The sequence below is a fragment of the Mycobacterium sp. 1245852.3 genome, from assembly GCF_001669335.1.
In the GTDB taxonomy this organism is placed as follows: domain Bacteria; phylum Actinomycetota; class Actinomycetes; order Mycobacteriales; family Mycobacteriaceae; genus Mycobacterium; species Mycobacterium europaeum_A.
In genome coordinates this window covers 1-12675 of record NZ_LZLL01000133.1, presented here as the reverse complement: position 1 = coordinate 12675, position 12675 = coordinate 1, and the positions used below count along the sequence as shown (strand labels likewise).

Sequence of the window (12675 nt, the reverse complement as noted above, 5' to 3'; positions counted from 1 at the left end):
TCGGACCCGGCGCTGCGGGCGCGGATCGTGGAGTTCCAGGACCAGCTGGCCGAGAGCGTGCGGGCCAAGGATGAGGCGCTGCAGCAGCGTCAGGGTAAAGTTACCGGCTAGTAGCCTGGCGACGAGGCGGGCCGCGCCCGCAGAGGAGCCGGGCAGTTCGGCAGAGCGTAATAGGAGGCCGAGATGGCTGGATGGGCCGGAAACCCCACCTTTGATTTGTTCCAATTGCCCGAGGAGCACACCGAATTGCGGGCCGCGATCCGCGCGCTGGCGGAAAAGGAGATCGCCCCGCACGCCGCCGACGTGGACGAGAACTCCCGGTTTCCCGAGGAGGCGCTGGAGGCGCTGATCGCCTCTGGTTTCAACGCCGTGCACGTGCCCGAGGAGTACGGCGGGCAGGGCGCGGACTCGGTCGCCGCCTGCATCGTGATCGAGGAAGTCGCCCGCGTGGACACCTCGGCCTCGCTGATTCCGGCGGTCAACAAGCTGGGCACGATGGGGCTGATCCTGCGCGGCTCGGACGAGCTGAAGAAGCAGGTGCTGCCGTCGATCGCCGACGGAACCGCGATGGCGTCCTACGCGCTGAGCGAGCGCGAGGCCGGCAGCGACGCGGCCTCGATGCGGACCCGCGCCAAGGCCGACGGCGACGACTGGATCCTCAACGGCGCCAAGTGCTGGATCACCAACGGCGGCAAGTCGAGCTGGTACACGGTGATGGCCGTGACCGACCCGGACAAGGGCGCCAACGGCATCTCGTCGTTCATGGTGCACAAGGACGACGAGGGCTTTTCGGTCGGGCCCAAGGAGAAGAAACTGGGCATCAAGGGCTCGCCGACCACCGAGCTGTACTTCGAGAACTGTCGCATCCCGGGTGACCGGATCATCGGCGAACCCGGTACCGGCTTCAAGACCGCGCTGGCGACGCTGGACCACACCCGGCCCACCATCGGCGCCCAGGCGGTCGGCATCGCCCAGGGCGCGCTGGACGCCGCCATCGCCTACACCAAGGACCGCAAGCAATTCGGCCGTCCGGTCAGCGACAACCAGGGCGTGCAGTTCATGCTCGCCGACATGGCCATGAAGGTCGAGTCCGCGCGGCTGATGGTGTACCACGCCGCCGCCCGCGCCGAGCGTGGCGAATCCAACCTGGGCTTCATCTCCGCCGCATCCAAGTGCCTGGCCTCCGACGTCGCGATGGAGGTCACCACCGACGCGGTGCAGCTCTTCGGCGGCGCCGGCTACACGGTCGACTTCCCGGTCGAGCGGATGATGCGCGACGCCAAGATCACCCAAATCTACGAGGGCACCAACCAGATTCAGCGCGTCGTGATGTCACGGGCGCTGCTGCGCTGATCGCCTTCCGGCGATGCTCTTGCGAAATGCCGAGCCGCACCGCTTAGGATCTCCACTCGGTGCGTGAAGTCCACACCGACGGTCGGTAAACAGCCACCGACTCACCTCCGACCACCTCACGGAGCAAAGGGTCTTGTCGCGGCAAGGGGGTCTTCTGTGCAGAACATGACTTCCGCTGCCCGTTCACAGATGGCCGGGAATTGATACCGACGCGCGCTGCAGCCACCCCGACGGCGAGTTGGCAGTCGTTGTCGTTGCTGTTGGTCGAGGACGACCGTGCCGACGCGGTGCTGGTGGAAGACCTGATCACCGACGCGGTCACCGACATCCGCGTGGTGTGGGCGAAGTCGATGGCGCACGCCGAACGCGAGCTGGTGTCCGCGCGGCCCGACTGCGTGCTGCTGGATCTGCACCTGCCCGACGCCAGCGGGATCGACGCGTTGAACCGCATCGCCAGCCTCGACGCGACCGTCCCGATCGTGGTGCTCACCGGGCTGAACGACGAGTACTTCGGGGCGTCGGCCGTCGCCGCCGGCGCCCAGGACTACCTCGTCAAGGGCCGGGTCGAGCCGGAGATGCTGCGCCGCGCGCTGCTCTACGCGATCGAGCGCAAGCGTGCCGAGCTGATCGCGGCCGATCTGCACGCGACGCAGCTGCGGGCCCGGGAGAACGCGCTGCTGGAACGCGGGCTGCTGCCGTCGCCGCTGCTGCTGGACAACCCGGGCGTCGACATCGTCGCCCGATACCGGCCGAGCCGCGAAGACGCTTTGCTGTGTGGGGATTTCTACGACGTCGTCCAGACGCCCGACCGGGTCGTGCACGTGCTGATCGGCGACGTCGCCGGGCACGGCCCGCACGAGGCGGCGCTGGGCGCGGCCCTGCGCATCGCCTTTCGCGCGCTCACCTTCGCCGGTGTGCACGGCGTCGAATTGATGCGCCAGCTCGAGCGGGTCTTGTACTCGGAACGCACCGGCACCGGCACTTTCGCGACCGTGCTCACGCTGGAGATCTCCCCGGACAGCCCGCGGGTCAGCGTCATCCGCGCCGGCCATCCCGGGATGTTGCTGCAGGCCGGCGGGACCGTGCAGTGGCTGGAGCCGCCGGGCGGCCCGGCGCTGGGCCTGGGGGCCGGGCACTGGCCGCAGGAGGGGCTGGAGCTGCGCGCGGGTGAGGGCCTGCTGTTGCTGACCGACGGGCTCTACGAGGGGTATTCGGGCGAAGGCACGCAACGCCTCGGCGAGGACGGCCTGCTCGCCCTGGCCCGCAGGCACGCCAACCGGCCCGGCCCCGAGTTCGTTGACGCGCTGATCAACGGGGCGCAGGAACTCGCGCAGCCCCGCGGCGGCCTCACCGATGACATCGCCGTGCTGCGGCTGGAGAGGACGACCCCGTGACGGCATCGCGTCCGCATCGGTTGACCGACCTCACGGTGCGGGGATGGCTGGCGCTCGCGCTGTGGATCTTGGGCGCCACGGTGCTGGTCGGGGCGCTGGTCGGCGCGGCGTTACTGCACCGCACCGACGAGGTGTCGCGCGAGTTGGCCCAGAACATTCAGCCTGCGCGCGTCGCAGCGGCGCGTTTGCAGTCGGCGGTGCGTGACCAGGAGACGGGCATGCGCGGCTACCTGATCACCGCCGACCGGCAGTTCCTCGCGCCGTATTACGACGGGCAGCGCGCCGAACAGGATGCGGCCAGCGAGGTTCGGCGTCTGGTGGGTGGGCGCGCGGAGCTGATGGCCGATCTGGACGCGGTGGAAGCCGCCGCCGCCGACTGGCGGACGAACTATGCCGAGCCGCTGATCGCCAACGTGGCTCCCAGGACCCCGACCTACGTGAGCCCCCGCACGGCCGACATGGGCAAGGTCAAATTCGATCATCTGCGTGCACTTTTCGAAACGCAGAACACGCACCTCGCGGTGGCCAGAACGGCTGCCATCGACGAGCTCAACGAGATCAACGGCTGGCGCGACTGGGTGCTGGGCGCCACGGTGCTGATAGTCATCGGCGCCGCCACGGCGCTGGGGTTGCTCAGTCGCGCGGCGATCACCCGGCCGATCGCGGCGCTGGCCGCGGCCTGCCGGCGGATCACCGAGGGCAACTTCGACGATACGATCTCGCCCCCGCGGCGGCCCAGGGACATCCGGAACATGGCGATCGACGTGGAGAACATGCGCAAGCGCATGGTCGAGGAGCTCGCGGTGTCGCAAAGCGCCCAGGCGCAACTGGACGAGCAGGCCGCCGAATTGCGCCGATCCAACACCGAACTCGAGCAGTTCGCCTACGTCGCCTCCCACGACCTGCAGGAGCCGCTGCGCAAGGTCGCGTCGTTCTGTCAGCTGCTGGAAAAGCGTTACGGCGACCAGCTGGACGAGCGCGGCATCGAATACATCGGCTTCGCGGTCGATGGCGCCAAGCGCATGCAGGCGCTGATCAACGACCTGCTCACCTTCTCCCGGGTCGGCCGGCTGGGCACCACCGAAACCGAGGTGGCCCTCGACGCGACGCTGGATGCCGGCCTGGCCAACCTGGCCGTGGCGATCGAGGAGGCTGACGCCGAAATCGTGCGCCCGGAGCCGCTCCCGCAGATCGTCGGGGATCCGATGCTGCTGACGATGCTGTGGCAGAACCTGGTCGGCAACGCGATCAAGTTCCGGCACAAGGATCGTCGCCCCCGCATCGTCATCGAATGCGTGCCCGGCACCGGCACGCACGACGGGCAGTGGCTGCTGAGCGTGGCGGACAACGGCATCGGCATCCCCGAGGAGTTCTCCGACAAGGTCTTCGTGATCTTCCAGCGGCTGCACGGCCGGGATGTGTACGCCGGCACCGGAGTTGGCCTGGCCCTGGTCAAGAAGATCATCGAGCACCACGGCGGCACCGTCCGGATCGACACGTCCTACACCGACGGGACCCGGTTCGAATTCACCCTGCCCATGCCCGAACCCGTCGACGAAGAAGACCCGGTCGCTTTGGAAGGAGCGCATCAATGACGACACCCGAAGGCAGAGCGATCGACATCCTGCTCGTCGAGGACGACCCGGGCGACGAGCTGATCACGCGAGAGGCGTTCGAGCACAATAAGCTCAAGAACCGGCTGCACGTCGCCCACGACGGGGAGGAAGGCCTCAACTACCTCTACCGGCGGGGTGAATACGCCGACGCCCCGCGCCCCGACCTCATCCTGCTCGATTTGAACCTGCCCAAGTACGACGGCCGTCAGCTGCTGGAGAAGGTCAAGTCGGATCCCGACCTGGCCCGCATCCCGGTCGTGGTGCTCACCACCTCCTCGGCGGAGGAGGACATCCTCAAGAGCTACAAGCTGCACGCGAACGCCTACGTCACCAAACCCGTCGACCTCGATCAGTTCATGAAGGCCGTCCGGCAGATCGACGAGTTCTTCGTTCAGGTGGTGCGGCTCCCGGGCAACGGGAGCTGATCGCGCGGCGCCCGCCGCGATAACCAGCCGAGCAACCAGCCCAGCACGATCAGCAGCAGGAACACGGTTCTGGGCCTCTCATCAGCGTTCGATGCTACGTGCCTCCCGGCGAACAGCGGGCACACAGTTACCTCTTATTGGATGTCAAGGGTTTGTATATTCACGATTGGTTAACTTTTGTTGTCCCCTGGGCAGTAGCCGGCGGCGATGCCCCGCGTCGTCCCCCGCCGCGAGGTGCGAAGGAGTTGCGTGAGGTTCGCTCGATACGGCACAGCGCTGAGCCTGGCGGCCGTGACCGCCCTGGCGCTGACGGGCTGTGGCGACCACTCGAACTCGTCGGGCTCCGGGGGCAAGCCGGCGTCGGTGGACTGCGGCGGCAAGAAGGTGCTCAAAGACAGCGGCTCGACCGCGCAGCAGAACGCGATCGAACAGTTCGTCTACGCCTACGTCCGCGCCTGCCCCGGCTACACGCTGGACTACAACGCGAACGGCTCCGGCGCCGGCCTGACCCAGTTCCTCAACAACCAGACCGACCTCGCCGGTTCCGATATCCCCCTGGACCCCTCGACCGGTCAGTACGACCGGGCGGCGCAGCGATGCGGCTCGCCGGCCTGGGACCTGCCCACCGTGTTCGGGCCGATCGCGGTCACCTACCACCTCTCCGGGGTAAACGGGCTGAAGCTGGATGGTCCCACCGTCGCGAAGATCTTCAACGGCGCCATCACCAAGTGGGACGACCCGGCGCTGAAGGCCATCAACCCGGGCCTGAACCTGCCGTCGACGCCCATCGCGGTCATCTTCCGCAGCGACAAGTCCGGCACCACCGCCAACTTTCAGAAGTACCTCGACGGCGCGTCCAACGGCGCCTGGGGCAAGGGCACCAGCGAGATGTTCACCGGCGGGGTCGGGCAGGGCGCCAGCGGGAACAACGGCACCTCCGCACTGCTGCAGAACACCGACGGGTCGATCACCTACAACGAGTGGTCCTTCGCGGTGGGCAAGCAGCTGACCATGGCGTCGATCATCACGTCGGCGGGCCCGGACGCGGTGCCGATCACCAAGGAGTCCGTCGAGAAGACGATCGCCGGGGCGACCGTCAGTGGCCAGGGCAACGACCTGGTGCTGGACACCTCGTCGTTCTACAAGCCGACCCAGCAGGGCGCGTACCCGATCGTGCTCGCGACGTATGAAATCGTCTGCTCGAAGTACCCGGACGCGGCCACGGGCGCGGCGGTGAAGGCGTTCATGCAGGCGGCGATCGGTCCGGGGCAGGACGGTTTGGACCAGTACGGTTCCATCCCGCTGCCCAGCTCGTTCACGGCGAAGCTCTCGAGCGCGGTCAATGCGATTTCCTGACGGTAAGGAGGCTCGACGGTGAGCGATGGCGCGCCGGCCGCGCGGGTCGGGTCGTGGTTCGGGCCCTACCGGCTGGTGCGACTACTGCGCCAGGGCGGCATGGGCGAGGTTTACGAGGCCGAGGACACCCGCAAGGGTCGCATGGTGGCCCTGAAGCTGATCTCGCAGCAGTTTTCCGGCAACCCGGAGTTCCGTGCGCGGCTGCAGCGCGAGGCCGATATCGCGGGACGGCTGACCGAACCGCATGTGGTGCCGATCCACGACTACGGCGAGTTCGACGGACGCTTTTACGTGGACATGCGCCTCGTCGACGGCGTCAATCTGGCCACGCTGTTGCATCGGGACGGGCCGTTGGCCCCGCCGCGGGCGATCGCCATCATCAGCCAGGTCGCCGCCGCGCTGGACGCCGCGCACGCCACCGGAGTCACGCACCGCGACGTCACACCGGGCAACATCCTGGTCACCCCCAGCGACTTCGCCTACCTGGCGGATTTCGGCATCGCACGGGCCGCGTCGGATCCGGGGCTGACCCAGGTCGGGACCGCTATCGGAACGTATTACTACATGGCCCCGGAACGATTCACCGACGACGAGGTCACCCATAGCGTCGACATCTATTCGCTCGCATGCGTTTTGAGCGAGTGCCTGACCGGCTCGCCCCCCCACCGGGCCGACACCGTCGAACGGCTGGTCGCCGCGCACCTGACCAAGACGGCCCCGCCGCCCAGCCAATTGCGCCCCGGCGCGTTTCCGCCCGCCCTGGATCAGGTGATCGCCAAGGGCATGGCCAAACGCCCCGAGGACCGCTATCGCACCGCGGGCGAATTCGCCTCCGCCGCCCATGACGCGCTGACCACCGCCGAGCAGCGCAAGGCCAGCACGATCCTGCGCGACGGCCAGATCGCGGCAATGGGCGCGTACGCTGCGTCGCCGAGCGCCGATACCGTGGCCGGCCCGCTGCCCCCGGCAGCGGGCGGTGCGAAAAGCGAACGGTCCGGCCCTCGACCGTCGCTGATCCGCGCCGCCCCAACGGCATCCGGTCGCGCGTATCCCCCCGCCCCGGACTTCGGGCGCCCAGCCGCGCCGACCGACAACAAACGCAGGCAGTGGATCATCGTCGGCGCCATCGCTTTGGTGGCGCTGGTCGCATTCGTCGTGGCGGTCGTCGGCTACCTGTCCACCGGGTCGTCGGGACCCTCCAAACAGGCCGGCGGCCAAAGTGTGTTGCCCTTCAACGGTATTGACTTCCGTCTCTCCCCGGGCGGCGTGACGCTGGACAGCGCCGGCAACGTCTATGTCACCAGCCAGGGCATGTACGGCCGGGTGGTGAAGTTGGCGGCGGATTCGCAGGCCACGACGGTGCTGCCGTTCAACGGGCTCTACCAGCCACAGGGCCTGGCCGTCGACGGCGCGGGAACGGTGTACGTCGCCGATTTCAACAACCGGGTGATCAGCATGGCCGCGGGCTCCAACAGTCAGAAGGAACTGCCGTTCACCGGCCTGAACTACCCGGAGGGCGTCGCGGTCGACAGTCAGGGCGCCGTGTATGTCGCCGACCGCGGCAACGGCAGGGTGGTGAAAATGGCAGCGGGGTCCACGACCCAGACCGTGCTGCCGTTCAACGGGCTGAACAACCCGGACGGGGTGGCCGTCGACCCGGCGGGCAACGTCTACGTCGCGGACACCGACAACAACAGGGTGGTCAAGCTCGACGCGGCGTCAAACACCCAGTCGGAGTTGCCATTCCACGACCTGTCCGTGCCCTGGGGCATCGCGGTGGACAACAGCGGAACCGTCTACGTCACCGAGCACGACAAGAGCGACGTGGTGAAATACGCTCCGGGCGCGACCACCGGGACGGTCATGCCGTTCGACGGGCTCAACACTCCGCTGGCGGTGACCGTCGGCAAGGACCAGAACGTCTACGTCGCCGACCGCGGCAACAACCGGGTGGTCAAGCTGACGCCGTGAACGCCTACGGCGTGGGCTGCACTGCGCCCAGATACTCCTCGGTGTGCTGGCCGAGGGCCGGGGGCGGGTCGGTGGCCCACCCAGCTGACAAGGCCTCGAAGCTGGAATAGCGTGCGGGAGTGCGGATTACGGTGACCCGATCTTCGCCCTCGCCGACCGGCAGGGCCAGCTCGTTCTCGGCGAACAGCGCGGTGCTCACCACCTGCTTCCAGGTGTAGGCGTGGCAGGCCATCAGGCCGCCCTCCTGCAGCAGTCGCACCCATTCGTCGGCGGTCTTGGCGGCCAGCGCCTTCTCGAGTTCCTCGGTCAGTTCGGGATAGTTGAGCGCCCGCGCCCGCTGGTCGATGAACCGCTCGTCGTCGCGCATGTCGGGGCGGCCGATGATCTCGCACAGCTTGTCCCAGTGCTTGGGCACGTACGCGCTGATCACCAGGTAGCCGTCGGCGGCCTTGAACGCGTCCGACGGCTGGGTGGCGAATCCAACGCCCTTGCGCCGCTTGGTCTTTGGCGCATCTGGCGTGGGGGCCTCGGTCGGCTTGTTCAGGTGGATGGTCAGCTGGCTGGCCTGCAGGCTGACCGCGACGTCGTACATGGCGACCCGCACCACGTCGGCGACGCCGTGGCGCTCGCGGTTGAGCAGCGCGGCCAGCACCGCCTGGGCCAGCACGTGACCGCTGGCGGCGTCGACGAGCTGGAACGGGATGATCTGGGGTTTGCCGGTGGGCGTGGGCATCCCGGTGGTCATGCCCGACTCGGCGGCCACCATCAGGTCGACGCCCGGTCGGCTGCCCTGCGGGCCGTTGCCGCCGTAGGCCGAAAGGCGCGCGTAGATGAGCTTGGGATTGCGCGATTGCAGCTCGTCGGGGCCCAGGCCCAGGCGTTCCATCACCCCGGGCCGAAAGCCTTCCAGCACAACGTCCGCGGTGTCGACCAGTCGCAGGATCTGTTCCTTGGCCTCGTCGCTGCGCAGGTCGGCCATCACCGACTTCTTGCCGCGGTTGTGGGGGAGGAACAGGGTGGCCAGCGGCGGGCGCCCGGGCAACACCGCCGTGATGTGCCGGGCGGCCTCACCGACGGGCGCCTCGATCTTGATGACCTCGGCGCCCAGATCGGCCAGCACCTGTCCGGCCAGCGGGCCGGCGATGTTCTGGGTGAAGTCGAGCACGCGGAATCCGTCAAGTGGCTTGGCGGGCTTGCTGTTCGGCATCGTCTACCCCGTCTTGTTCAGCACCGCGGTGCAGTAGTAGTTCTGGGCGAAAGGCGCATCGGGGTCGGTCGACTGCAGCGGCAGCCCGGCGTTGGCCAGCAGCTGGTTGAGCGGGGTGCGGACCGGCTGCCAGCCCCGCTGCTGCAGGTAGGTCGCCACGTCATTGCGCTCGCCGGGGAAGCCCAGCTCGCCCAGGGCAATGTCCAGGCCGTTGCGTCGCCACTTCTCGCTGGCGGCATTCAGGGCGTCGCCGTTGATGCCGGTGTTCGCGAACACCTCGGCCACCAGCTGGCTGCCGTCGGCGGACAGGGCGGTGACGTTGTCCAGCAAGCGATCCTGGGCCTCGGGCGGCAGGAAGCCGACCAGCCCCTCGGCCGCCCAGGCGGCCGGTCGCCCGGTGTCGAAGCCGGCCTGGCGCAGCGCCGCCGGCCAGTCGTGACGCAGGTCGATGGGGACGGCGCGCACGTCGGCGGTGGGCTGGGCGCCGAGTTCGGCGATGGTGGCGGCCTTGAACTCGAGGACCTGCGGCTGGTCGATCTCGAACACCGTGGTGCCCGGCGCCCACGCCAGCCGATAGGCGCGCGCGTCCAGGCCGGAGGCCAGGATGACCACCTGGTCGATGGCTGGATCCTTCTGGGCGCCCGCCTCGGCGAAGAAGGCGTCGATGTAGCGGGTGCGGGCGGCGAGCATGTCGGTCATGCGTTGCATGCCCCACGGGGCGCCGGGCTCGTCGACGTCGGCGGAGTCCAGTTCGCCGGCGGCCCAGCGGGTCATGAAGTCGACGCCGACCGCGCGCACCAGCGGCTCGGCGAACCGGTCGTCGATCAGCCCGTCGCGGGTGGCCCGGGCCCGCCCGGCGGCCACCATGGTGGCGGTCGCTCCCACGCTGGTCGCCAGGTCCCAGGTGTCGTCGTCGGTGCGCGCCATGGAGGAAATCCCTTCCGCTCTACTGGTTAGCCACAATAACTACCGGCGCCGCGGCGCGAGTCGCGAGGTGCGACACAGATCGATCACGGCCGGGCGTTGCGGCGGCGGGGCCCGCCGCGCCGCCGCTAGCCTCGCGCCATGACCACTTCGGTTGTCCTCGAGCAGCAGTGCGGGAGCAGCGCGGCGCGTGACGTCGACTGGCGGCGCGGCGCCGCGCGGGCGCGGCGGTTGGCCTGGATCAGCCTGGCGGTGGTGCTGGTCGAGGGTGTCGTCGGGCTGTGGCAGGGGTTGTCGGTGTCCTCCGTCGCCCTGACCGGCTGGGCACTGGGCGGCGCGTCGGAGGCGCTGGCCAGCGCCATGGTGGTGTGGCGGTTCAGCGGGGCGCGCGCCTGCTCCGAGCGGGCCGAGCGGCGCGCGCAACGCGGTGTGGCGGTGTCGTTCTGGTTGACCGCGCCGTACATCGCCGCCGAGTCGATCCGCGAGCTGGCCGCCGAACGGCACGCCGAGACCTCGGCGATCGGCATCGGGCTGACCGCCCTCGCGCTGGTGCTGATGCCGGTGCTGGGCCGGGCCAACCACCGGTTGGGCGCCCGGCTGGGCTCGGGGGCCACCGAGGCCGAAGGTGTCCAGAACTACCTGTGCGCAGCCCAGGCCGCCGGGGTGCTGATCGGCCTCGCGATGACGGCGCTGTGGTCCGGCGCGTGGTGGATCGACCCGGCCGTCGGGCTGGCCATTGCCGGTGTCGCGCTCTGGCAGGGGCTGCGCGCCTGGCGAGGCCAGGAGTGCGGCTGCTGATGCCCTAGCCGGCGCGCTCGCCGTTCGTCGCGGCGCGCGGCGCGTCCAGCCGGTAGCGGATCAGCCGGGAGCTGTTGGCCACCACCGCCACCGACGAGGCGTTGTGCAGGATCGCGGCCAGCACCGGGGACAGCGCCCCGCCCGCGCCGATGATCAGCCCGGCGGCGTTGACGGCGATGGACATGCCGTAGTTCTCCCGGATGACGTCGACCGCGCGGGCGCCCAGGTCGCGCACGTCGAGCAGCCGGTGCAGGTCGTCGTTGGCCAGCGCCACGTCGGCGGTCTCGACGGCGACGTCGGTTCCGGCCAGCCCCATCGCGATGCCGATGTCGGCGGCGGCCAGCGCGGGCGCGTCGTTGATGCCGTCGCCGACCATGCCGACGGTGTAGCCCTCGTCCTGCAGGTCGCGCACCGCCGCGAGCTTGTCCTCCGGCATCACCTCGGCGCGCCACTCGTCGATCCCGAGCTCGCCAGCGACCACCTCGGCGATGTCCGGGTGATCACCGGTGAGCATGACGATGCGGCGAATGCCGTTGGCGCGCAGCTTCTTCAGCACCTCGGACGCCTCGGGACGCACCTCGTCACGCAGGCTGATCAGCCCCACCAGCTTGCCGTCGACGGCCAGCAGCAGCGGGGTCTCGGCCTGACGGCGCAGCCGGTCCACCCACTCCGAGGCCTTCTTGGACACCCGCACCTTCTCGGCGCGCAGCAGCCCGGGGCTGCCCAGCAGCAGGGTCCGGCCGTCGGCCCAGGTCCGCATGCCCAGCCCCACCAGGACCTCGCATTCCTCGTGCGGCGGGATGGTGATGTGGCGTTCCTCGGTGGACCGGATCACCGCCTCGGCCAGCGGGTGCCGGGAGTGGATCTCCGAGCTGGCCGCATACGCCAGCACCTGCTCGGGCTGCCAATCCTTATGCAGCGCAATGATATTGGTCACCACCGGGCGCCCGACCGTGAGCGTGCCGGTCTTGTCGAACACGATCGCGTCCACCCGGCCGGCCTGCTCGAGGTGCGAGCCGCCCTTGATCAGGATGCCGCGGCGCGCCCCGTTGCCGATCGCCGCGCTGATCGCGGTCGGGGTGGCCAGCCCCACCGCGCACGGGCAGGCGATCAGCAGCATGGTCATCGCCCGGCGCACGTCGCCGGTGACGACCAGCGTGATGGCCGAGACGATGAACGAGGTGGGAACGAAACGGCGCGAGAAGTTTTCGCCGACGGTCTGGATCGGCGCGCGGTCGTGCTGGGCCTCCTCGACCCGGGTGATGATGCGGCCGATGGTGGTCTGATTGCCGACCGCGCTGGCGCGCACCACCAGGCGTCCGCGGACCACCACCGAGCCCGCGTGCACGTGCGCGCCCACCACGACGCTGACCGGCAGGTTCTCCCCGGTGATCGCCGACTGGTTGACGATCGCCTCGCCGTCGACCACCTCGCCGTCGACCGGGATGGCCACGTGGTCGTGCACCACCACCTCGTCGCCGATCTGCACGGTGTCGATGGGCACCTGAACTTCATTGCGGTCGTCGAGCCGGATCCACGCGGTGTCCTGGCTGCCGCGCAGCAGTTCGGAGATGGCGCGGCGGGTCCGCCGCAGCGTCAGATCCTGAAGGTACTCACCGATATTGAGCAGC

10 protein-coding genes and 1 pseudogene are annotated in these 12675 nt (G+C 69.2%); 8 read left to right on the top strand and 3 right to left on the bottom strand.

Annotated features, from left to right (window positions below; genetic code table 11):
• The 7 genes and pseudogenes from A9W96_RS05915 to A9W96_RS05885 all read left to right on the top strand — a co-directional run.
• Positions 1 to 111: pseudogene (locus A9W96_RS05915) on the top strand (5-(carboxyamino)imidazole ribonucleotide mutase); the annotation flags it as partial.
• Between the two features lie 72 nt (positions 112 to 183).
• Positions 184 to 1353 carry an acyl-CoA dehydrogenase gene (locus tag A9W96_RS05910; RefSeq protein WP_066868521.1) on the top strand — a complete coding sequence of 390 codons (1170 nt, stop codon included), beginning with the start codon at positions 184 to 186 and terminating at the stop codon, positions 1351 to 1353.
• A gap of 248 nt (positions 1354 to 1601) precedes the next feature.
• On the top strand, positions 1602 to 2747 hold the full coding sequence (locus A9W96_RS05905) for a PP2C family protein-serine/threonine phosphatase (protein ID WP_156752942.1): 1146 nt from the start codon (positions 1602 to 1604) through the stop codon (positions 2745 to 2747).
• Positions 2744 to 4342 carry a CHASE3 domain-containing protein gene (locus tag A9W96_RS05900; RefSeq protein WP_067138396.1) on the top strand — a complete coding sequence of 533 codons (1599 nt, stop codon included), beginning with the start codon at positions 2744 to 2746 and terminating at the stop codon, positions 4340 to 4342. Before A9W96_RS05905 ends, A9W96_RS05900 begins: the two co-directional genes overlap by 4 nt.
• Positions 4339 to 4788: a response regulator gene (locus A9W96_RS05895; protein WP_067138394.1), complete on the top strand. Its 450-nt coding sequence runs from the start codon at positions 4339 to 4341 to the stop codon at positions 4786 to 4788. The genes A9W96_RS05900 and A9W96_RS05895 overlap by 4 nt, the downstream gene beginning before the upstream one ends.
• 249 nt (positions 4789 to 5037) lie before the next feature.
• Complete coding sequence (gene pstS, locus A9W96_RS05890; RefSeq protein WP_067138393.1) at positions 5038 to 6144, top strand: phosphate ABC transporter substrate-binding protein PstS; 1107 nt, start codon at positions 5038 to 5040, stop codon at positions 6142 to 6144.
• Positions 6145 to 6162: 18 nt separating this feature from the next.
• Positions 6163 to 8115, top strand: a complete 1953-nt coding sequence (locus A9W96_RS05885; protein ID WP_067138392.1) for a serine/threonine-protein kinase PknD — start codon at positions 6163 to 6165, stop codon at positions 8113 to 8115.
• Between the two features lie 4 nt (positions 8116 to 8119).
• Here A9W96_RS05885 and A9W96_RS05880 read toward each other — a convergent pair whose 3' ends face one another.
• Positions 8120 to 9322, bottom strand: a complete 1203-nt coding sequence (locus tag A9W96_RS05880) for a CoA transferase (protein WP_067138391.1) — start codon at positions 9320 to 9322, stop codon at positions 8120 to 8122.
• A 3-nt stretch (positions 9323 to 9325) separates the two neighbouring features.
• Complete coding sequence (locus A9W96_RS05875; protein ID WP_067138389.1) at positions 9326 to 10249, bottom strand: class I SAM-dependent methyltransferase; 924 nt, start codon at positions 10247 to 10249, stop codon at positions 9326 to 9328.
• Between the two features lie 138 nt (positions 10250 to 10387).
• On the opposite strand from A9W96_RS05875, the gene A9W96_RS05870 reads away from it, so the two are divergent.
• Positions 10388 to 11044 carry a cation transporter gene (locus A9W96_RS05870; protein WP_067022807.1) on the top strand — a complete coding sequence of 219 codons (657 nt, stop codon included), beginning with the start codon at positions 10388 to 10390 and terminating at the stop codon, positions 11042 to 11044.
• Positions 11045 to 11048: 4 nt separating this feature from the next.
• Here A9W96_RS05870 and ctpC read toward each other — a convergent pair.
• Positions 11049 to 12675, bottom strand: a 1627-nt coding sequence (gene ctpC, locus A9W96_RS05865) for a manganese-exporting P-type ATPase CtpC (protein ID WP_067138387.1), incomplete at its 5' end; no start/stop codon positions are given.

Bases quoted from the DNA above. Each gene is read 5' to 3' on its own strand.
- A9W96_RS05910 (WP_066868521.1), top strand. From the start codon at position 184: ATGGCTGGATGGGCCGGAAACCCCACCTTTGATTTGTTCCAATTGCCC.
- A9W96_RS05895 (WP_067138394.1), top strand. From the start codon at position 4,339: ATGACGACACCCGAAGGCAGAGCGATCGACATCCTGCTCGTCGAGGAC.
- A9W96_RS05880 (WP_067138391.1), bottom strand. From the start codon at position 9,322: ATGCCGAACAGCAAGCCCGCCAAGCCACTTGACGGATTCCGCGTGCTC.
- A9W96_RS05875 (WP_067138389.1), bottom strand. From the start codon at position 10,249: ATGGCGCGCACCGACGACGACACCTGGGACCTGGCGACCAGCGTGGGA.
- A9W96_RS05870 (WP_067022807.1), top strand. From the start codon at position 10,388: ATGACCACTTCGGTTGTCCTCGAGCAGCAGTGCGGGAGCAGCGCGGCG.